Annotated in this window: 14 protein-coding genes and 1 tRNA gene; 9 read left to right on the top strand and 6 right to left on the bottom strand. The window is 71.9% G+C overall.

The window, feature by feature from the left end; genetic code table 11:
• Positions 1-243: 243 nt before the first annotated feature.
• From WME76_RS00220 to WME76_RS00205, 4 genes are all read left to right on the top strand, one after another.
• Complete coding sequence (locus tag WME76_RS00220) at positions 244-1,041, top strand: SRPBCC family protein (protein WP_437958213.1); 798 nt, start codon at positions 244-246, stop codon at positions 1,039-1,041.
• A gap of 5 nt (positions 1,042-1,046) precedes the next feature.
• Positions 1,047-2,234 carry a zinc-dependent alcohol dehydrogenase gene (locus WME76_RS00215; RefSeq protein ID WP_437958212.1) on the top strand — a complete coding sequence of 396 codons (1,188 nt, stop codon included), beginning with the start codon at positions 1,047-1,049 and terminating at the stop codon, positions 2,232-2,234.
• A gap of 222 nt (positions 2,235-2,456) precedes the next feature.
• The gene (locus WME76_RS00210; protein ID WP_437958211.1) at positions 2,457-3,170 is read left to right on the top strand and encodes a hypothetical protein; all 714 of its coding nucleotides are present in this window, start codon (positions 2,457-2,459) and stop codon (positions 3,168-3,170) included.
• Positions 3,171-3,321: 151 nt separating this feature from the next.
• Complete coding sequence (locus tag WME76_RS00205) at positions 3,322-4,650, top strand: alkaline phosphatase PhoX (protein WP_437958210.1); 1,329 nt, start codon at positions 3,322-3,324, stop codon at positions 4,648-4,650.
• A gap of 19 nt (positions 4,651-4,669) precedes the next feature.
• Here WME76_RS00205 and WME76_RS00200 read toward each other — a convergent pair whose 3' ends face one another.
• Complete coding sequence (locus WME76_RS00200; RefSeq protein WP_437958209.1) at positions 4,670-7,315, bottom strand: penicillin-binding protein 1A; 2,646 nt, start codon at positions 7,313-7,315, stop codon at positions 4,670-4,672.
• Positions 7,316-7,790: 475 nt separating this feature from the next.
• Entirely contained in the window at positions 7,791-8,993 is a 1,203-nt protein-coding gene (locus WME76_RS00195; RefSeq protein WP_437958208.1) for a serine/threonine protein kinase, read from the bottom strand.
• Positions 8,994-9,079: 86 nt separating this feature from the next.
• Between WME76_RS00195 and pgeF the strand changes: the two genes are divergently transcribed.
• Positions 9,080-9,892, top strand: coding sequence for a peptidoglycan editing factor PgeF (gene pgeF, locus WME76_RS00190; RefSeq protein ID WP_437958207.1), 813 nt, complete (start codon positions 9,080-9,082; stop codon positions 9,890-9,892).
• Positions 9,893-9,901: 9 nt separating this feature from the next.
• Positions 9,902-11,164 carry a bifunctional nucleoside/nucleotide kinase/histidine phosphatase family protein gene (locus WME76_RS00185; RefSeq protein WP_061616977.1) on the top strand — a complete coding sequence of 421 codons (1,263 nt, stop codon included), beginning with the start codon at positions 9,902-9,904 and terminating at the stop codon, positions 11,162-11,164.
• A 46-nt stretch (positions 11,165-11,210) separates the two neighbouring features.
• On the opposite strand, the gene WME76_RS00180 is transcribed toward WME76_RS00185, so the two are convergent.
• The 3 genes from WME76_RS00180 to rpoN all read right to left on the bottom strand — a co-directional run bounded on the left by WME76_RS00180 (position 11,211) and on the right by rpoN (position 14,831).
• A complete protein-coding gene (locus WME76_RS00180) occupies positions 11,211-12,209 on the bottom strand; it encodes a hypothetical protein (RefSeq protein ID WP_437958206.1) in 999 nt (332 codons plus the stop codon).
• Between the two features lie 65 nt (positions 12,210-12,274).
• Positions 12,275-13,276 carry a hypothetical protein gene (locus WME76_RS00175; protein WP_437958205.1) on the bottom strand — a complete coding sequence of 334 codons (1,002 nt, stop codon included), beginning with the start codon at positions 13,274-13,276 and terminating at the stop codon, positions 12,275-12,277.
• 34 nt (positions 13,277-13,310) lie between these two features.
• A complete protein-coding gene (gene rpoN / locus WME76_RS00170) occupies positions 13,311-14,831 on the bottom strand; it encodes an RNA polymerase factor sigma-54 (protein ID WP_437958204.1) in 1,521 nt (506 codons plus the stop codon).
• 347 nt (positions 14,832-15,178) lie between these two features.
• Here rpoN and WME76_RS00165 point away from each other — a divergent pair, with 347 nt between their 5' ends.
• Positions 15,179-15,928 carry a Crp/Fnr family transcriptional regulator gene (locus WME76_RS00165; protein WP_437958203.1) on the top strand — a complete coding sequence of 250 codons (750 nt, stop codon included), beginning with the start codon at positions 15,179-15,181 and terminating at the stop codon, positions 15,926-15,928.
• Here the strand turns inward: WME76_RS00165 and WME76_RS00160 are convergent.
• The gene (locus WME76_RS00160; RefSeq protein ID WP_437958202.1) at positions 15,882-16,538 is read right to left on the bottom strand and encodes a response regulator; all 657 of its coding nucleotides are present in this window, start codon (positions 16,536-16,538) and stop codon (positions 15,882-15,884) included. The genes WME76_RS00165 and WME76_RS00160 overlap by 47 nt on opposite strands.
• Positions 16,539-17,085: 547 nt before the next feature.
• Between WME76_RS00160 and WME76_RS00155 the strand changes: the two genes are divergently transcribed.
• Both WME76_RS00155 and secA read left to right on the top strand, forming a co-directional pair.
• Positions 17,086-17,170 (top strand) — tRNA-Leu (locus WME76_RS00155).
• 320 nt (positions 17,171-17,490) lie between these two features.
• Positions 17,491-20,526, top strand: a complete 3,036-nt coding sequence (gene secA, locus WME76_RS00150; protein WP_437958201.1) for a preprotein translocase subunit SecA — start codon at positions 17,491-17,493, stop codon at positions 20,524-20,526.
• Positions 20,527-20,594: the final 68 nt, after the last annotated feature.

Below are 20,594 nucleotides of genomic sequence, written 5' to 3'. Positions count from 1 at the left end.
CAGCGCGTCCGCGTCGCGCGCGCAGCGGCGTCCGCGCCGCGCGGGTCAGGCGCGGGCCTTGCCTCGTCCTGCCGCGAACAGGAGCTGACGTCTGCGCGTGCACAGGGCGCTCTGCCCTCTCGAGCCGCGCCCTGACGAGGTCGCGCGCCGCGCGGCGGCGTGGGGCAGCGCTCGCCGGCGGCGGAGGAGCTCGTCGGCCCTCGCAGGCGGCTGACCCAGTGTCCGGAGGGGAGGAGTGGTGCCATGACGATGCTCGAACCGATCTCCGAGGTGCCGCCGCTGGCCCAGCGAGCCCGGCCCGGCAAGACCAGAGGGCCGGCGCAGCGCTGGCTCTCCACGCTCGGCGGCAGCGCCCTCGTGGCTTACGGGCTCGCGCGCCGCAGCGTGCCCGGCCTGCTGCTCGCGCTCGCGGGCGGCGCGCTGATCCAGCGCGGCGTCTCGAGCGGCGAAAGGCCGGCTCGCTCGCCCGACGATCGCGCCGCGCCGCGCGCGCCGCTGCTCCGCGTCGGCCAGCGCGCCGGCCGCCTGATCGGCGCGCTGGCGCCCGCGGCGACGCGCGTCTCGCGCTCGGTGACCATCGCGCGGCCCGCGGACGAGCTCTACCAATTCTGGCGTAATTTCGAGAACTTGCCGCGCTTCATGGAGCACCTCACGCGCGTGGAGGTCATCGACGGCAGGCGCTCCCTGTGGACGGCGAGGGCCCCCGGCGGCGGGTCGGTGTCCTGGCAGGCGGAGATCATCGACGTCCGGGAGAACCAGCTCATCGCGTGGCGGTCCCGCGAGCCGGCGGACATCCACAACGCGGGCTCGGTGCGGTTCATCCCGGCGCCTGGCGGCCGCGGCACCGAGGTCCACGTGACGATCGACTACGCGGCGCCGGCCGGCGCGCTCGGCCGGGCGGTCGCGAAGATCTTCGGCGAGGAGCCGGATCAGCAGCTCCGGGACGACCTCCGCCATTTCAAGCAGCTCATGGAGGCGGGCGAGATCCCGACGATCGAGGGGCAGCCCAGCGGCCGCAGGTCGGCCGTGCTGAGGGGGTGAGGCGTATGCGCGCGCTCTGCTGGAAGGGGGTGAACGATCTCCGCGTCGAGACGGTGCCGGATCCGCGGATCCTCGCGCCCCACGACGCCATCGTCCGCGTCCGCATGTCGTCCGTGTGCGGCTCCGATCTGCACCTGCTCGACGGGCTCGTGCCCACGATGAAGAAGGGGGACATCCTCGGCCACGAGTTCATCGGCGAGGTCGTCGAGGTCGGCCCCGACGTGAGCAAGCTGAAGAGGGGCGATCGCGTGGTCGTCTGCTCGATCGTCGGCTGCGGGCGCTGCTTCTACTGCGAGCACGAGCTCTGGTCGCTCTGCGACAACTCGAACCCGGGCCACGCCGTGCTCGACGAGGCCTACGGCGACACGACCGCGGCGATCTTCGGCTACAGCCACGCGTTCGGCGGCATCGCCGGCAGCCACGCCGAGTACGTCCGCGTCCCGTTCGCCGACCAGGGCGCCTTCAAGGTCCCCGACGGGGTCCCGGACGAGCGCGCGCTGTTCGTGTCCGACGCCTTGCCGACCGGCTACATGGGCGCGGACCTGTGCGGGATCCGCCCCGGCGACGTGATCGCGGTGTGGGGCGCCGGCGGCGTCGGGCTGATGGCGATCCTCAGCGCCTACCTGCTCGGCGCGGAGCGGGTGATCGCCATCGACCGGATCCCCGAGCGCCTCCGGCTGGCCAGGGAGCGCGGCCGCGCGGAGGTGCTCGACTGCGACGAGGTCGACGTGCACGAGGCGCTCCGCGACATGACGGGGGGCCGCGGCCCTGACGCGTGCATCGACGCGGTCGGGATGGAGGCGCACGGGAGCGGCCTCGAGTACGCCTACGACCGCGCCAAGCAGGCGATGCGGCTCGAGACGGATCGTCCGATCGCGCTGCGCCAGGCGATCATGGCCTGCCGCAAGGGGGGCACGGTGTCGATCGTCGGCGCCTATGGCGGCTTCATCGACAAGTTCCCGCTCGGCGCGGCCATGAACAAGGGCCTCGTCTTCCGGATGGGGCAGCAGCACGGGCAGCGCTACATGCCGCGCCTGATCGAGCACATCGAGCGCGGCGAGATCGATCCCTCGTTCCTCGTGACGCACCCGATGCGCCTCGAGGACGGCCCGCGCGGGTACCAGCTCTTCAAGAAGAAGCAGGACGGCTGCGTGCGCGTCGTGTTCACGCCGGCGGCCACGGCGAGCGCCTGATCCGGCGCGGCAGCGCGACGACCCGCGCGCCTCGGCGCCGCGCGCCCTGACGCGCCGCCTCTGCCTGCCCTCGGACGAGCTCATCGTCACGCCGGTGCGCGGTGCGCGGGGACGGATCTCGCCCGCGCGCGGCGCCCGCGGGCGCGCGGCGCTGAGCTTGTCTTTCCGCCCCGGGGCGCTACCCCTTCTCGAGGCGAAAACGCGCGAGAAGCAGAGGTCGAGATGAGCTCACGACGAGACAAGATCCTTGGTTCGGTTGCAGGGAGCGGCGCGGTCGCCGTGCGCGGGGCGGCAGAGGCGCTGTTCTCGACCGCGGGCAAGGGGCTCCTCGACGAGGGCGCGCGGGAAGGCCTGCGGCGCGCGATGGTCGAGAACACCACGGCGGTCGTGGACGCGTTCGCGCCGGGGCTCTCGCTGGGCTCGCAGGCGACGGCGGCGGCGAAGATCATCGTCGATCAGGGCGGCAAGCAGGCGGGCGCGCTCGTCGTCCACGAGGCGGCGCGGCAGGCCGGCCAGGCGGCGCTCGCCGACGGCGCGTCGGCTGCGGCGGCGAAGGCGCTCGCCCGCGAGGCGATGAAGACCGCCGGCCGGGAGGTCCTGAAGGGCGCGGGCAAGGCGGCCGGGATCGGGTTCGTCATCGACGGCGCGTTCGGCGCGTACGAGGGGGTCACGGCCTACCAGCGCGGCCAGATGACGAGGAACGAAGCGCTCGCGCACGCGGCCCAGGAGGCCTCGACGGGCGCGGTCGCGACGGGCGCCGGCGTGCTGCTCGCGGCGGGCCTCGTCGCGGTGACGGGCGGCGCGGCGGCGCCCCTCGTGTTCGCCGTGGGGGCGGGCGGGGCGATCGGCGCGAAGCAGATCCTGCGCCGGCTCATCGGCCGCGCATCCTCGAAGGTCCTGGTCCCCACCGGTTCCGACGGATCCCAGCCCGGGTGAGGCGAGGAGGGTCGCGTGAGCTCCCGACAGGCGCTCTCGCGACGCGACGGGCCCGCTGACCTCTTCTGCTTCCGCGCCAGCGCAGGACCAGCCTCTTGACGCGCGAGGTCGACGGCTTTCGCCGGACCGCTCGCTGACATACATAGTCCTCATGCGACGACGCGTCCCGAGGCGATCGTTCCTGCGCTTCGGCGGGGCGGCGGTCGCGACGCTGGCCCTGCCGCTCTCCCTGATCTTCTCGCGGAGGACGCAGCCCCGGGCGGTCGGCCGGTTCGGGCCCCTCGTGCCCGATCCGTCGCGCATCCTCGATCTTCCGCCGGGCTTCACTTACCGGATCCTCGAGCGCGCCGGCGCCGACATGGACGACGGCTATCGGGTGCCCGGCCGACCGGACGGAATGGGATGCTTTCCTGGACCCGACAGCACCGTCGTCCTGCTCAGGAATCACGAGAACGGGCCGGCGGACAGGGCGATCGGCCCTTACAAAGCGGGCCAGAGCGCGCCGGCGGAGGCGTACGACGCCGCGAGCATGGGCGGCGTCACGCGGCTCGTGGTCGACGCGGCGACGTTCGAGCGCCGCTCGAGCAACCTCGTGCTCGCCGGCACCAACCGGAACTGCGCGGGCGGCCTGAGCCCCTGGGGCTGGCTCACCTGCGAGGAGAACGTCGACGCGCGCCACGGCTACGTCTTCGTGTGCCCGGCGACCGCGTCGCGGGTAGCGCCGCCGCAGCGCCTGACGGGCTACGGCCGCTTCTACCACGAGGCGGCGGTCGTCGATCCCGCGACGAGCGTCGCGTACCTGACCGAGGATCGCACGGACGGCTGCTTTTACCGCTTCAAGCCTGCGGATCCCGCGGCGCCGTTCCAGGGCAAGCTCCAGGCGCTCGGCGTCGTCGGGGAGCGCGGCGTCGACACCTCGGACTGGGCTCCGGGGGACCCGCGCGAGATCGCGTGGGTGGACATCGACGATCCCGATCCGAAGGACGACTCGGTCCGGAAGCAGGCCCGGGCCAAGGGGGCCGCCGTCTTCCGGCGCGGCGAGGGCATCTGCCTCTCGCAAGGCGCCGTGTACTTCAGCGCGACGACCGGCGGCCCGGCGGGCGCCGGGCAGATCTTCCAGGTGGTCCCCGAGGGAGACGGCGGCACGATCGAGCTCCTCGCGCACGCGACCGACCGGGATGCGCTGGACATGCCCGACAACATCACCGTCGCGCCCTGGGGCGAGCTCTTCCTCGTGGAGGACGGCCCGCTCGGGAACTTCGTTCGATGCCTGAGCGTGGACGGGCAGGTCTTCGACTTCGCGCACAACGCGCGGAGCCTCGGCGAGCTCGCCGGCGTGTGCTTCTCGCCCGACGGCAGGGCGCTGTTCCTGAACATGCAGGAAGACGGCCTCACGCTGGCCGTGACGGGCCCGTTCCCCGGCGTCGCCGTCGGTCCAGGCGGCCCGCCCGCGTCGGCGCCCGCGCCGGGCGCCGGCTAGCGCGTCAGGGCGGCGCCGCTCAGAACGGCGGCGGCGCCGGGTCGCCCGCCGGCAGCGGCCCCGGCTCCGGCGCGTGCTCCGACTCACCGGGCGTCGGCGGCGCTGTCGCGGCTCCCGGCGCTGCCGTGGCCGGCTGTGGCCCCTCGCCCGGCGCCGGCACGACGCCCTGCAGATCTTCCGGGGCGCCGCCGTCCGCGGCCTCCGCGCCCGCGTCCGCCTCGGGGACCGGCGCTTCCTCGGCCGGCTCCGTGCCGGCGACGAACACCTCCTCGATCGCGTCTTCCTGCCCTTCGCGCGCGAGGAGCCCCGTCGCCGGATCGATCTTCACGCGCACCACGCCGCTCGGCACCGGGAAGTCGGCCGCCGGGCGCTTCGCGTGCGCCTGCTTCATGAAATCGACGAACGCCGGCAGCGCCGACGTGGCGCCCGCCTCGCCCTTGCCGAGCGGCGCCGCGTCGTCGTAGCCGGTCCACACAGCGCAGGCGATGTCGGTCGAGTAGCCGACGAACCACGTGTCCTTCGACTGGTTCGTCGTCCCCGTCTTGCCGGCGATCGGCCGCCCGAGCGAGCGCGCCTGCCTCGCGGTCCCGCTCTGCACGACCGACGTCAGCAGGCTCGTGAGCACGTACGCCTCGGCCTCCTCCATCACGCGGTGCGCCGGCGGGCGCGGCGGCAGCGGGATCTCCACGCCTCCGGGCCCGACGATCTTCGTGATGAGGACCGGCTGCTCGTGGACGCCGCCCGCGGCGATGCTCGCGTACGCGGCCGCCATCTCGCGCGGCGTCACCTCGTACGCGCCGAGCGCGAGCGACAGGTCTGCGCCGAGCTTCGACTGGACGCCGAGCGCGCCCGCGAAGGCGACAACGTTCGAGGCGCCGACGCGCGACATCGCCGACACCGCGGCCACGTTCACGCTGTGCGCGAGCGCCTCGCGCAGCCGCGCGGGCGACTTCCCCTCGCTCTCGTCGTGGTTCTGCGGGTTGTACCCGGCGACGGCCGACGGGTTGGTCTCCAGGATCGTCGCCGGCGTCAGCGTGCGCGCGTGGATCCCGTAGCCGTAGACGAACGCCTTGAACGTCGACCCTGGCTGCCGCCGCGCGAACGTCGCGCGGTCGAGCCCGCCGCGCACCGCCTCGTAGCTGCCGACGAGCGCGACGATCTCGCGCGTCCGCACGTCGATCGCGACGAGCGCCCCCTCGGGCCCGAGCTCGAGCCGCATCGGCACCGGCGCCGCGGGCTTCGCCGCGTTGCCCGCGGGCGCGGCGCGCTTCGCCTCGCCGGCGGCGGCGTCCTCGTCGTCCCCCTCGGCCGGCGCGGCGGCCGCGACGACCGGCTCCGGCGCCGGGCCGATCAAACTGACGCGCACCACCTTGTCGACCTCGGCGAACTTGCTCGGCACGAGCCCGTTCGGGTTGTACCGCTGCGCGCCGCGGAGCGAGACCGTGCCCTCGACGGTGCCTACCCGCACGGACAGCGTCCCTCGAGCGTCGTCGGCGCCCGTGACGATCCCCCGGAAGACCTTGTGGCCGGAGGGCGTCCCCTCGAACGGCGGCGGCTCCTTCTTGGCCCGCGCGAGCGGCCCGAACAGCTTGTGCCGCTTCGCGTACGCGTCGATGTTCTTGCGGACCGCGGCGCGCGCCGCCGCCTGCGTCGCCGGATCGATCGTGGTCGTGATCGTGTAGCCGCCCTGCTGCGCGGCGGGCCCCGCGACCTCGCGCAGCACGCGCTGCGCCTCGGAGACCACCTCGGGCGCGAGCTCCGCGAGCGACTCGGTCTCGATGGCGAGCACCACCGGCTCCCGCTTCGCCTGCTCGACCAGGATCTCGTCCGCGAAGCCCTTGCGCTTCATCTGATCGAGCACGAAGTCGCGCCGCCCCACGGCGCGCTCGAGGTTCACGCGGGGCGAGTACACCGACGGCCCCTTCACGACGGCGACGAGCAGCGCGGCCTCGGCGAGCGTCACGTCGCGCACGCCCTTGCCGAAGTAGTACCGGCTTGCCTCCTCGACCCCGTAGCGGCCGTGGCCGAAGTAGATCTTGTTGAGGTAGAGCTCCAGGATCTCGTCCTTCGTGAGCTCCTGCTCGATCCTGCGGGCCAGGATGATCTCGCGCGCCTTGCGGCCGTAGGTCCGGTCCGGCGTGAGCAGGACGTTCTTGACGACCTGCTGGGTGATCGTGCTCGCGCCCTGCCTCGTCTGGGTCGAGCGGAGGTTCACCGCGAGCGCGCGGAGCATGCCGAGGTAGTTCAGCCCTGCGTGCTCGTAGAAGCCGGCGTCCTCGGCGGCGAGCGCGGCGAGCTTCACCTGGTTCGGGATCTCGCCGATGCGCACCACGGTGCGTCGCTCGGTGAAGAGCTCGCCGAGGCGCGTCCCGTCGCGCGCGAGGATGCGCGTCACCTGCGGGGGCCGGTAGTCCTTGAGCTCGCGGGTCGAGGGCAGGTCCGCCTCGTAGTGCTGGACGACGAGCACGACCGCGACGCCGGCGAGGACGAGCAGCGCCGCGAGCGCGATCCCGATGCGCTTCGCCCAGGTCGCGAGCCTGGCGTTCCTGTCCTGCGCGGCCGCCCCGTCCGGCGGGGGCGGCGCGCCCTCGAGGTGCGACGCGCTGATCGGCCGCGCCCCCGCGCTGATCCGCTGCGGCGGCTCGCTCCCTCGCCCCGGCGGCACGGACCTCCGCGCCGGCGGCTCCGACGCTACCCGCGGCGGCTCGGACGCCCGCCGCGGCGCCTCCGACGCCCGCCACGCCGGCTCCGACGCCCGCCACGCCGGCTCCGACGCGCGCCGCGCCGGCTCCGACGCGCGCCGCGCCGGCTCCGACCCGCGCCACGCCGGCTCCGACGCGCGCCGCGCCGGCTCCGACGCATGCCGCGGCGGCTCCGACGCATGCCGCGGCGGCTCCGACGCATGCCGTGGCGGCTCGGATGTCCTCCGCGGCGGCTCCGAGGCGCGCCGCGGCGGATCGGCCTTGCCGATCGGATCGTTCCCGTTTCCCCCAGGGTTCCCTGATTGCTCCGAGGCCATGACGCCGTCCCCGTGAACGCTGGCGCATGCGATGCGCATCCAGAGCGCCCGGCGCGCCGGAGCGGCGACGCTAGCACGCCCGCGTGGGAGCGCCTCGATCCTGGGGCGCAGCGGCCGAGGATCAGCCCTGGAACAGCCGCATGGCCACGATGGTGATCAGGATGCCCGCGATCAGGCACCCCGCCGCGATGCCGACGAGCAGCAGCGGTTTCGCCTCGGCCCTGGCCGGCGTATCGGCCTTGGTCGGCGTCTTCGCCAGGGGCGCGGGCGCCGGCTTGGCGGCCGGCGCCGGCGGCTGCTGCATCATCTTCACCGTCTTCGCCGGCGACTTGAACGTCGACGCAGGCGCCTTGTTCGCCTGGAGCGCGGCGGCGTGCTGCTTCGCCGCCTGCTCGAGCACCGCGTTCGCGTTCTTCGGCATCATCGCCGTGTAGCCCTTGCCCGCGCCGCCCGCGAACGGCTTGAGCGCGTCGGCGAACTCCGCGGCCGACTCGAACCGGTCCTCGGGCCGCTTCTCGAGCGCCTTGCCGAGCACCGCCGCGAGCCCGTGCGGGAACTGCTTCCCGGGGACGCGCTCGTCGAGCGGGATCGGGTTCTTGGTCACGTGGTGCTGGATGTACTCCATCGGCGTGCGCGCCTCGAACGGCAGCTTGCCCGTGAGCACCTCGTAGAGGATGGTCGCCAGCGAGTAGATGTCGCTGCGCGCGTCGAGCACCTTGCCCTGCGCCTGCTCGGGCGACATGAACTCCGGCGTCCCGAAGACCATGCCCTCTTGCGTGAGCATCACCGACCCCGGCCTGAGCTCGCGCTCCGTCACCTTCGCGAGCCCGAAGTCGAGCACCTTCGGGTAGTCCTTCAGCCCGCCGTTGGTCGACAGGAAGATGTTCTCGGGCTTCAGGTCGCGGTGCACGATCCCCTGGATGTGCGCTTCCTGCAGGGCGCCGCAGACCTGGATGAGGATCGGGATCGCGCGCTCGATGGGCAGCGGCCCTTCCTTCCGGACCACCTGGTTCAGGTTCTTGCCCTCCAGGTACTCCATGACGATGTACAGCGAGCCGTCCTCGAGCTCGCCGTAGAGCAGCACCTTCACGGTGTTCGGGTGCGTGAGATGACTCATCGCCCGCGCCTCGCGGCGGAAGCGAGAGACGAGATCTTTTCGGTTCGCGAGCTTCGGGTGGAGGATCTTCACCGCCACCATCCGGTTCATCGCCGGTTGTGCGGCCTTGTAGACCGACCCCATGCCGCCGGAGCCGATCTTCTGAAGAATCTGGAACTGCCCCCCGAGCAGATCTCGACCGATGTTCGGGTCCGGACCGGCGGCCATGCGTGGAGCGGGAAAATACCACGCAACCCACCCGTATCGTCTATGACCGAAGCAGCCGACGCGTCGATCGCGCCGTGACAGGACAAATGACCGCAAAACTGGACGCCCCCGGGGCGGCCGAGGCGCTCGAGAGCCCGTTCCTCGCCGCCGCCGGCTTCTCGCACGCCTTCTTCACCCGGCGCGGCGGCGTCAGCGCCCCCCCGTGGGACACCCTGAGCTTCGCCGTCGCGCTGGGCGACGATCCCGCCGCGGTGCGCGAGAACCTGGAGCGCGCGGCGCGCCGCCTCGGGATCCCCGCGGCGCGGCTCTACTACCTCAGCCAGGTCCACGGCGTCGCCGCGCGCGTGCTCACCGGCGACGAGGATCGCGACGCCGTCGTCCGCGAGGTGGGCGACGTCACCCTCTCGCGCGTGGCCGGGGTCGGCTGCGGCGTCCGCAGCGCCGACTGCGCGCCGATCCTCCTGGCCGACCGCCGGAGCGGCGCCGTCGCCGCGGTCCACAGCGGCTGGCGCGGCACCGTGCTCCGCGTGGTCGTGGAGGCCGCCCGCGCGCTGAGATCGCTCGCCGGCCTCGACGCCGATCTCGTCGCCGCGATCGGCCCGCACATCGAGGCGTGCTGCTTCGAGGTCGGCGACGACGTCGCCGCCGAACTCGCCGCCTGCTCCGCTGCCGGTGGATCCGCCGTCGTCCGCGGCGCCCCCGGCGCGCGCCCGCACGTCGACGTCCGGAGCATCCTCAAGGCCCAGCTCGCCGAGGTCGGGCTCGACGCGGCGCGGGTCGACGACGTCAGCGGGTGCACGGCGTGTGACCCCGCCCGCTTCTTCTCCTACCGGCGCGACGGACAGCGGAGCGGCCGGCTGCTTTCCGCGATCGTCGCCGGCCGTACCATCATCGGCTAGAACGGTCCCATGGTCTCGCTCGCGCGCGACTCGTCGCCGATCGTCCTCGCCATGGTGGGCCTGCCCGCCCGGGGCAAGACATCCATCGCCCGCAAGATCGCGCGGTACCTCTCGTGGCTCGGCCACCCCACGCGGCTCTTCAACGTCGGCAACTACCGCCGCGCGCACCTCGGCACCGCGCAGCCGCACCAGTTCTTCGACCCCGACAACACCTCGGGCCGCCAGGCGCTGCTCGGCATGGCGATGACGGCGCTCGACGACCTCATCGGCTGGCTCAGCTCCGGCGGCGAGGTGGCGATCTACGACGCCACGAACAGCACCCGCGCGCGCCGGAACCTCGTCACCGAGCGCTGCCAGGCGCACGGCTTCCCGGTCGTCTTCATCGAGTCGATCTGCAACGACGAGTCGATCATCGAGACCAACGTCCGCGAGACGAAGCTCCGCTCCCCGGACTACCAGGGCGTCGATCCCGAGGCGGCGCTGCGCGATTTCCGCGCGCGCATCGCGCACTACGCCCGCGCGTACGAGCCGCTGGGCGAGCCCGAGAAGAGCTACATCAAGATCATCGACGTCGGCCGCCAGGTCGTGCTGAACCGCATCCACGGCTACCTGCCGGCGCGGCTCGTCCCGCTCTTGATGAACATGCACCTCACGCCGCACCCGATCTGGCTCACCCGCCACGGCGAGAGCGTGTTCAACGAGAAGGGCCTGCTCGGCGGCGACTCGGATCTCAGCGCGCGCGGCGACGAGTACGCGAAGAACCTCTCCGTCTTCATCCGCGAGCGGGCCGGCGACGAGCACGTCAACGTCTGGACGAGCACCCTGCGCCGCACCATCCAGACCGCGCGCCCGATCACGCAGAACCACGTCGCCTGGCGCGCCCTCGACGAGATCGACGCGGGCGTCTGCGAGGGCATGACCTACGAGGAGATCCGGCAGCAGATGCCCGAGGTCTTCAACGCGCGCGCGGCCGACAAGTTCCGCTACCGCTACCCGCGCGGCGAGTCGTACGAGGACGTCATCCAGCGCCTCGACCCGCTGATCATCCAGCTCGAGCGCCAGCGCTCGCCCGTGCTCGTGATCGGCCACCAGGCGGTGCTGCGCGCGCTGTACGCGTACCTCGTGGATCGCCCGGCGCCCTCGTGCCCGACGCTGCCGATCCCGCTGCACACCGTCATCGAGCTGACCCCGACCGCGTACGCCTGCGAGGAGCGCCGCTTCCAGCTCGCGCCCGCGGTCCAGGGCGGCGACTCGAGCACCGCGCACCCCTGACGCGGCGGCGCGGCCGCGCCGCGACCCCGCGCGCGCTCGCCCCGGATCAGCGCTCCCGGCTGATCAGCTTGCGGAGGAGCTCGAGCGGGTGGAACGGCAGCATCGCGGCCATCTCACTGTCGGTGCCGGCGCGCTCGAGCACCGCCCGCATCGCGGGCCCCACGATCCCCATCGGATCGATCCGCTCCGCGATCGCGCGGAGGGCGCTGAGCGCCGCGCGCCCCGCGTCGATCCCGAGCGGGATGGCGAGGGCTGCGGGCACCGGCGCGAGGATCACGTCGCGCACCGCCACCGCCCGCGCCCAGGCGCCCGGGCTCGGGTCGACCTCGAGCTTCCGGATGGTCTCCGCCTCCGCGAAGCAGCCGAGCGACAGCTCCCCCGCCCGCTCCTCGATGGCGCGCGAGAGGTGCCGGTAGTCGCGGCGCCAGTCGCCGGCGAGCAGGCCCATGTCCTTCCGCACCTCGTCCGGCCCGAGGATCAGGTTGATCCCCCGCGCGTCGCGGCGCATCGCGACGCTCGTCCACAGCTCCCCGCCCTCGAACAGGCCGATCACCATCGTCTTGCCGACCCCGGCGAGCGACTCCAGCGTGCCCCGCACGACGCCCGGCGACGGCATCGGCACGCCGCGCAGCCGCGCCGGCCAGACGTCGATCCTCCCGGCGAGGACCTCTTCGCGCGCGAGCTGCAGCAGGAGGAGCGACTGCGCGATGAGGTCGTCGCCGCGCCGCATGCGCGCCCCGAACCGCTCCACGATCGCCTCGAGGGCGCCCGCCTCGATCACGGCGGCCCAGCTCGCGTGGTGGCGCGCGGCGAGCTCCTCCGCGGTGCGCGGCGGGGCGCGCTGCGCGTCGTCGATCCGGAGCCGGCCGGCGTCCGTGTGCATGAGCTTCCTGAGCCTGCCGCCCGCGTGGACCGCGACGACGCCGCCGCGCGGCCGGTCGGCCTCGCGCGTGTCGCTGCCCGCGCGCCGCGGCCTGAACAACGACAGCACGCGGACCCAGTCGGTCGCGGTGAACCCCTCGAAGCGGACGTCGGACGACAGCACGGGGGCGAGCCTACCCCCGGCGAGCGCCGCGCGCGAGCGTCGGCCCCGCGCGCCGGCGCGGCCGGCTACGCCCCCCACCAGAGCATCTCGTGCGCCTGGGTCTCGCCGCGGACGGGCACGATCACCCGGATCTTCTCGCCCTCGACCTGGACCACGTGCGCGGGGAAGCTGTCGGCCGGGTAGTACACGGACTTCACGAAGCCGCTCGCGTCCAGCCAGAACAGGTGCACCCCCTCCGCGGTCGCCCCGTGCATGAGGAGCATCCGCCCGCCGCCGAGCAGCGCGAACTCCATGCTCTTGAACCCCATCTCCTCGAACCGCTCGGGGGACGGGAAATCCTCGCCGACCGACCTGAGCTCCGGCAGGTGCGCGCGCAGGTGCTTGTAGAGCGCGTCGTACCGCACCTTCGCGAGCCTCGGGATCCGCCGGTCGCCCGCGGCGATGATCGGCAGCTGCTCGGCGTCGAAGGTCGGCACCTCCACGTGGGTGCGGTAGCGATCCACGAGCCTCCCGCGGCCGATCTCCTCGTCGCTGAGCGCCTTGAGCCACCACTGGAAGATCGCGAGATCGCCCGTCCCCGCCCGCGACTCGAGCCGGACCAGCGACTCCCACAGCGGCCTCCGGACCAGCCATTTTCCGCCGTGGTTCCTGGCGACGCACGCCCCGACGTAGAGCGCCCCGTGCGTCACCAGGGTGACGATCATGGGCGGCTCCCCCGCCCCGCTCCTCGTCGGCGCGCCGTCGGCGTCCCGCGCGCCGTCAGCGTCCCCCGCGCCCTTTGCCGGCGCGAGCCAGGCGTCGCGCCGCTCGCGCGTCAGCGCCGCGCCCAGGCGGTGGACCGACGCGTCGGAGAAATCGAGCCCGAGGTCGGGCGCGCCGAACGCCCCGGGCGCGAGCCGGGCGAACACCTCCGCCGCGTGCTCCATCTGGGCCAGGATCGACGGGTTTCCGGCCGGGTTCGCGTCGGTCGAGCGCGCGCTCGCCAGGTCGGCGAGCGCGTCGGGCGGGTAGTGCGGCGCGAAGAAGCGCTCGAAGAGCTGTGCGGCCGTGATCGGATCGGCGGGCATGGCTGGGGTGGCCGGGCGGGCGGCCCGGCGCGGCTCAGAACATCTTCTTGCGCTTCGACGAGCTCAGGATGCCGAGCATCTCGCGGTACTTGGCCACGGTGCGGCGGGCGATCTTGATGCCGTCCGTCTCCTCGAGGATCTTGACGATCGCCTGGTCGCTGTACGGGTTCGACTTGTCCTCGGCCACGATGATCTTCTTGATCGCCTGCTTGACGCTCTCCGAGGCGATGTCCTCGTCCGCCACCCGGTGGATGGATGAGTTGAAGAAGTACTTGAGCTCGAAGAGCCCCTGGGGCGTGTGCACGTACTTGTTCGACGTCACGCGGGAGATGGTCGACTCGTGCATGCCCACCGACTCGGCGACGTCCCTGAGGATCATGGGCTTCAGGTAGCCCACGCCGCGCTCGAGGAACTCGCGCTGCTTCTCGACGATGCACTCGGTCACCTTGATGATCGTGCGCCGCCGCTGCTCGATGGCCCGGATCAGCCACTGCGCGCTCCGGAGCTTCTCGCTGATGAACTCCTTCGCCTTCGGATCCTTGAGCATCCGCTGGGCGAGGTTCTCGTTGATGTAGAGCCGCTGGAGCCCCTTGTCGTTGTCGGTGACGACGAACTGATCGCCGTCCTTGATGACGTACACGTCGGGGGTGATCGCGATCGTCTTCTCGTCGACCTCGGCGAAGTTGCGCGCCGGCACGCTCTCCAGCTTCTGGATCTCCTGGACGGCGTCGTAGACGTCCTCCAGCGCGATCTTCAGCGCCTTCGCGATCGCGGGGAAGTTGCGCCGCTCCACGTTGTGGAGGTGGTCCTTGATGATCGCCATCTCGATCGCGTCGAAGCCGAGCACCTCCGCCTGGACCCGCAGGCACTCCGACAGATCGCGCGCGGCGACCCCGACCGGGTCGAAGCGCTGGATCATCGCCAGCACCTCCTCCGCGTCCTCCGGGTGCAGCTCCGCCTCCCGCGCCAGGTCCGCGAGGCAGAGGTCGGGCCCCTTCGTCCCGTCCGGACGTTCGCCCCCCTTGAGGTCCAGGTATCCCTTCTCGTCGAGGTTGCCGATGACGAGCAGCGCGAACTGCCGCTCGTTCTCGACGAAATCGCTCATCTGGAGCTGCCAGAGCAGGTGGTCGCGCAGGTTCGACGGCTTCGTCAGGTTCTGATCGATCGGCGGCAGCTCCTCGAAGCCGCCCCGGTGCGCCGGCATTGCCTGCTGGAGCTGGCGGTTTTCCAGGAATTGCTCCCAGTCCACCTCCTTCACCCGCTTTTCCGTCTCGCGCGCCGCGATGTCGGTGTCGCGGTCGAACCGCTCGCCGTTCTCGAGCCGCTGCTCCGTCGGCAGGTCGGCGTTCCTCCCCCTCTGATCCCCCTTCTCCCCGTCCCGCGCCTTCGGGTCGGTCATGTCGTCCGCGAGGACCGGGTTGCCGTCCAGCTCCTTCCTGATCTCGTCGACCAGCTCGAGCCGCGAGAGCTGCAGCAGCCGGATGGCCTGCACCAGCTGCGGGGTCATCACAAGCTGCTGGGACAGCTTGAACTGGAGCTTCATCTCCATGCCCATGAGGAGCTCCTTCTCTCAGTTCGCCGCCTGCGCCACCCGCCGAAGGGGGGCCGGGGCATTGCGCGAGGTTCGTGCCATCGAGTGTTTCATTGGTGGCCTCACCCCCAACGTAGCATCGAACGGGGCAGCGGCCCGGGTCTTGCTTTCACGTCTGCACCAAAAAATAGTGCAGGGCCTGGGTCCTGCACGGCTGAACACAGTGTCAGCCTCTGGACCACGGCAGGATTTTTTCACCCTGCCTGGGAGCTCGCTCGCAACCTGTTTGGATTGGCCCCCGTCAACGGATCGTTGCACTATCGCGGGCCGATCGGGAGGCTTGAAATCCCGAAAGGTTGGGCGAAGGCGCGATGGAACGGCCGAAGGTGCGCGGACCTACGCTGGGGATCGAGGGGGTGCGCGGCGACGTCTCCCTGGACGCCGACAAGGAGCGGATCCTGTCGCGCTCACCGTTCGCCCGCCTGACGTCGCCGAGCCGGCATGCGCTGCTCGAGATCGGCAGGTTCGAGCGGCTCGCGCGCAGGCAGAGCATCGTCCAGCAGGGCGCGCCGGCGCGGCACCTGGTCCTGCTCGGGGCGGGGCGCGTGAAGGTCGAGCGCGTCGCCGACGGGCGGGTCTTTCCGCTCGGGCACCGCGGGCCCGGCGACCTCGTGGGCGATAGCGCGCTCGCGGGCGCGACGGTGGCGTCCGAGAGCGCGACGGTGCTCGACGAGGGGGACGCGCTCCTCGTGCCGCTCGCCGGGCTCGACCGGCTCGTCGCGGCTGACCCGGCGATCCGCGCCGCGCTCGTGGCGGCGCTCGTGGCGCGCCAGCTCGAGACCGAGGCGCGCCTCGGCTCGCTGCTCCTCTGCACGGTCGAGGCGCGCCTGCTCGAGTTCCTCCGCGCCGCCGCCCGGCGGTGGGGGCAGCCTCACGCCGCCGGCGAGCTGGTGTCGGCCCCCTTCACGCACGCCGACATCGCGCTGCTCATCGGCTCCACCCGCGAGACGGTCACCCTGCTGCTCGGCAAGCTGAAGCGCGCCGGCCTGATCTCGTTCGACCGGCGGCGGATCGTCATCCGGGATGGCGAGCACCTCGCGGCGCGCGCCGGGTCGACCTGACCGTCCGCCCGGAGGGGCCGCTGCGCGTCCTGCGCTGGAGCCGGACCACGGCGCCGCCGCGCGCCTCGACGGACGCGCCGCTGCGCGCCTCGACGGAGGCCCCGCGCGGCGCGACCGGAGGGACCGCCGCGTCGAGGGCCACCCCGCCGGCGGCGCGCACGCCTCGCTCGCCCGGCCCGCTCCGCTCCGCCTTGCCGAGGTCGCCGCGGACCAGCCGGAGGCGGGGAAAGACCCCGGACTTCGTGGAGGGCGGGGCGCCGAGGTCGACGAAGATCGTGCTGAGGAGCCGGCCGAAGGCGTACGGCTTGAGCAGCACCTCGCTGACGTCGTCCGCGCCGTCGCACGAGACCGGCTCGTCGGCGCAGAAGACGACCCGCCGCGGCATCGTGCCCTCGCGGCGCAGGCGGCCCAGGATCTCGCGGGCGCTCTTCGTCCCGGGGGCGAGATCGATCAGCGCGACGTCGTAGACGCGCTCGCGCGAGAGGGAGATCGCGTCGTCCAGGGTCGCGGCCGGGCTGACGAGGGCGCCGCGGTTGCAGAGGAGGAGCGCCGTGGCCCTCCGGAGGACGTGGTCCTGATCGAGGAGGAGAACGTTCGGTTGGTACGTCATCGGTATCCCTGCGGCTTGCAGTCGAATTGCGCCGCATCGACGAGGACGGCCACCAGCGCGCTCCCCGTCGTTCAGCGGCAGCATCCGCGTCCGCGGACGGTGCCCCCTCTTCGCAACGCACGTGCCGACGGCGGGCCGCCGCCGCCGCCCGGCCCTCGTCGGCCCCGGATCTCGGCGTCAAACGCGGCCGTTCGCGCGACGCCGCGGGTGGGGCTGCCCCGCGGCCCCCTCGACCGTCGCTGTGCCCGTTTCGCGCTCCTCGCGCGGCGCACCTCCGCCCCCGGCAACGACCGCGACCCCATGCTGTCGGCTCGCCCACCGCGCGCCTCCTGGCCGGTGCGCGGTTCGTGCGCACGGGCCAGCCCAGGTTTGCGGCCCCTCCAGGGCGGCGCCGTCCGCCGATCCGCCGGATGCTCCAGGTTCGACCCCGGCGCGAATTTCACGTCCGGGCTGCTCGAGCATCCCCGCCCTGACGCGATCGGCGCACCGCGGCAATCTCATTTTCCAGCTTGATGAGGCTGGCGTGGGGTGCCACAAGCGTGCGCGCGCACGAGTGGCGGAATCGGTATACGCACCGGGTTTAGGTTCCGGCGCCGCGAGGCTTGGGGGTTCGAGTCCCCCCTCGTGCACCACGGCATGAACTCGACCGCCTCGGGCCACGGCGCGCCGTAGCTCTTCCTTCAGCAGGGGCGGCACCCCGGGGCGGTTCAGGCGCGCGCGGGACCGGCTGGGCGCGTGGGAGCTGGTGCGTGTCCACGCGACCCGCGCGCCCTCGACATGCCGGCGATCGGCGGCGCCCGGGCGGTGGAGCGGCGGTCGGATCGCCGCGGCGGCGTTGTCGACGGCGCGCGCGGTCCCGGAATTGCGCGGCGCCCGCGGCGCGACTACGTTCGCGTTCCTCGGCCGGACCCTTTCCTCCCACCTGACCGCCGCGGAGCCAAGGCACGTAAAGATGTTCACTTGGGCGATGAAGAAGATTTTCGGCACCTCGCACGAGCGTGCCATCCGCCGCATGCGACCCCGGGTCGAGGTGATCAACAGGATGGAGCCGGAGCTGCAGAAGCTCTCGGACGCCGAGCTTCGGGCGAAGACCGCGGAGTTCAAGGAGAAGCTCTCCAACGGGGCGACGCTGGACGACATCCTGGTCCCGGCGTTCGCGGTCTGCCGCGAGGCGTCGAGGCGCGCGCTCAAGATGCGCCATTACGACGTGCAGCTCATCGGCGGCATGGTGCTCCACAACGGCAGCATCGCCGAGATGCGCACCGGCGAGGGCAAGACGCTGGTCGCGACGCTCCCCTGCTACCTGAACGCCCTCGAGGGCAAGGGCGTCCACGTCGTCACGGTGAACGATTACCTGGCGCGGCGCGACGCCGAGTGGATGGGCAAGCTCTACGGCTTCCTCGGCCTGTCGACGGGCGTGGTCGTCAACCAGCAGGGCGACGCGGAGAAGCGCCAGGCCTACCGCTGCGACATCACGTACGGCCAGAACAACGAGTTCGGCTTCGACTACCTGCGCGACAACATGAAGTTCTCGGCGCTCGAGTATGCGCAGCGCCCGCTCCATTACGCGATCGTCGACGAGGTCGACTCCATCCTCATCGACGAGGCGCGGACTCCGCTCATCATCAGCGGCCAGGGGGAGCGCTCGAGCGACAAGTACCGCACGATCAACGAGGTCATCCCCCAGCTCCGGAACGAGGAGCATTACGCCGTCGACGAGAAGGCGCACTCGGTGACGCTGACCGACGAAGGGGTGGAGACGGCGGAGCGGCTGCTCTCGGCGCTCAAGGTGCTCAAGGGCACGAACCTCTATGATCCGGTGAACCTCGAGACGCTGCACATCCTGAACCAGTGCCTGCGCGCGCACACGCTCTACAAGCGCGACGTCAACTACATGGTGCGCGAGGGCAAGGTGCTCATCATCGACGAGTTCACCGGCCGCGTCCTCGCGGGCCGCCGGTGGTCGGACGGCCTGCACCAGGCGGTCGAGGCGAAGGAGAACGTCCGGATCCAGGAGGAGAGCCGGACGATGGCGACGATCACCTTCCAGAACCTCTTCCGGCTCTACAAGAAGCTCTCCGGGATGACGGGCACCGCGGACACGGAAGCCTCGGAGTTCCACAGCACGTACAAGCTCGACGTCGTCATCATCCCGACGAACAAGCCGGTGGTCCGCGTCGACTACGAGGATCTCGTCTACAAGACCGAGAAGGAGAAGTTCACGGCGGTCATCAACGAGATCCTCGAGAAGCACGAGCTCGGCCAGCCGATCCTGGTGGGCACGACGAGCGTCGAGAAGAGCACCGCGATCAGCCGGATCCTCACGAAGCGGGGCGTGAAGCACAACGTGCTGAACGCCAAGCACCACGAGAACGAGGCCTACGTGGTCGCGCAGGCGGGCCGCAAGGGCGCGATCACGGTGTCGACCAACATGGCGGGTCGCGGGACGGACATCATCCTGGGCGGCAACCCGGAGATGCTCGCGAAGCTCAAGTTCAAGGAGCAGAACCGCCACCCCGAGGCGGAGCCGGAGGCGTTCGAGGCCCTGGTCGAGGAGCTCAAGAAGGAGTGCACGGCGGAGGGCAACGAGATCCGCGAGATCGGCGGTCTGTACATCCTCGGCACCGAGCGGCACGAGTCGCGCCGCATCGACAACCAGCTCCGCGGCCGCGCCGGCCGCCAGGGCGACCCCGGCACGTCGAAGTTCTACCTGTCCCTCGAGGACGACCTCATGCGCATCTTCGCGGGCGATCGGGTGAAGAACCTGATGGAGCGGATGGGCATGCCGGACGACGAGCCCATCGAGCACCCGTGGGTGACGAAGAGCGTCGAGAACGCGCAGAAGAAGGTCGAGGAGCGCAACTTCGACATCCGCAAGAACCTGCTCGAGTATGACGACGTGATGAGCGCGCAGCGCAAGACGATCTACGACATGCGCCAGTCGCTGCTCGTCGGCCGTTACTCCCCCGAGATCCTCGACGAGGAGGGCAAGCCGACGGGCGAGAAGCGCGCCATCAAGCCGCTCGCGTCCATCACCGAGCTGGTCCGGCCGGACGTCGGCTACCTGCTCGGGATGTTCGCGAACGATCCGGTGATGCCGCTCGACGCGGACGGCAACCGCCGCGAGATCGTGCGGAAGGACTTCGAAGGGACGGAGCGGTTCGTCGAGCTCGAGAACCTGCAGCGCGAGATCTACACGCGCTGGGGCGTGAAGATCGAGCTCGAGCCGCGCGCCGACAAGGTCCTCGAGATCTACGACGAGTGCGCCGAGCTCGTGCCGCTGGCGCTCACGGAGCAGCGGGAGCGGCTGCTCGATCTGATGGACCGCATCATCGGCGCCATGGTCGAGGAGTCGTGCCCGCCTCGCAAGCCGCCGGAGGACTGGGACTGGGGAGGCATCTTCCAGGGCTTCCGCGAGCACTTCGGCGTCGATCTGCCGGACGACGTCTCGCACATCGGCGACCAGGAGACGCTGGCGCGGGACCTCTACGAGCGCGCCGAGAAGGCCTACGAGAAGCGCGAGGAGGAGATCGGGGTCGAGCTGTCGCTGCGCATCTTCCGGCACCTCTACCTGGAGGAGCTCGACAAGGCCTGGGTCGATCACCTGACCGACATGGACCACCTCCGCGACGGCATCGGCCTGCGCGGCTACGGGCAGAAGGACCCGAAGCAGGAGTACAAGAAGGAGGGCTACAACATGTTCGTCAACATGGTGGCCCGCGTCTCCTCGAACGTGGTCACGAAGCTCTTCAGCGTGAACGTCCGGCGCGCCGAGCAGGAAGAGGCGCAGATCGAGGCGGCCGATCGGCAGCGGCACGAGGCCGCGCTGCTCGACGCGGTCGCGCAGCACGAGGAGGCCCTCCCGATAGGCGCGAACCCCGCGCCGGCGCTCGCGCAGCCCGCGGTCACGCAGGAGCAGGAGTGCCCCTGCGGCAGCGGCAAGCCCTTCAACACGTGCCACGGCGCCGAGGACGAGGCGACGGTCTGAGCCGGCCCTCCTGCCCGCCCGCCTGACAGGACGCGATCTGGGTGCGAGGGCCTTCACCAGGCCCTTGC

It is taken from the genome of Sorangium sp. So ce119, assembly GCF_051524405.1.
Classification (GTDB): Bacteria; Myxococcota_A; Polyangia; order Polyangiales; family Polyangiaceae; genus Sorangium; species Sorangium cellulosum_G.
Note: the sequence above shows the minus strand (reverse complement) of the source record. Positions and strands in the feature narration are given on the sequence as shown.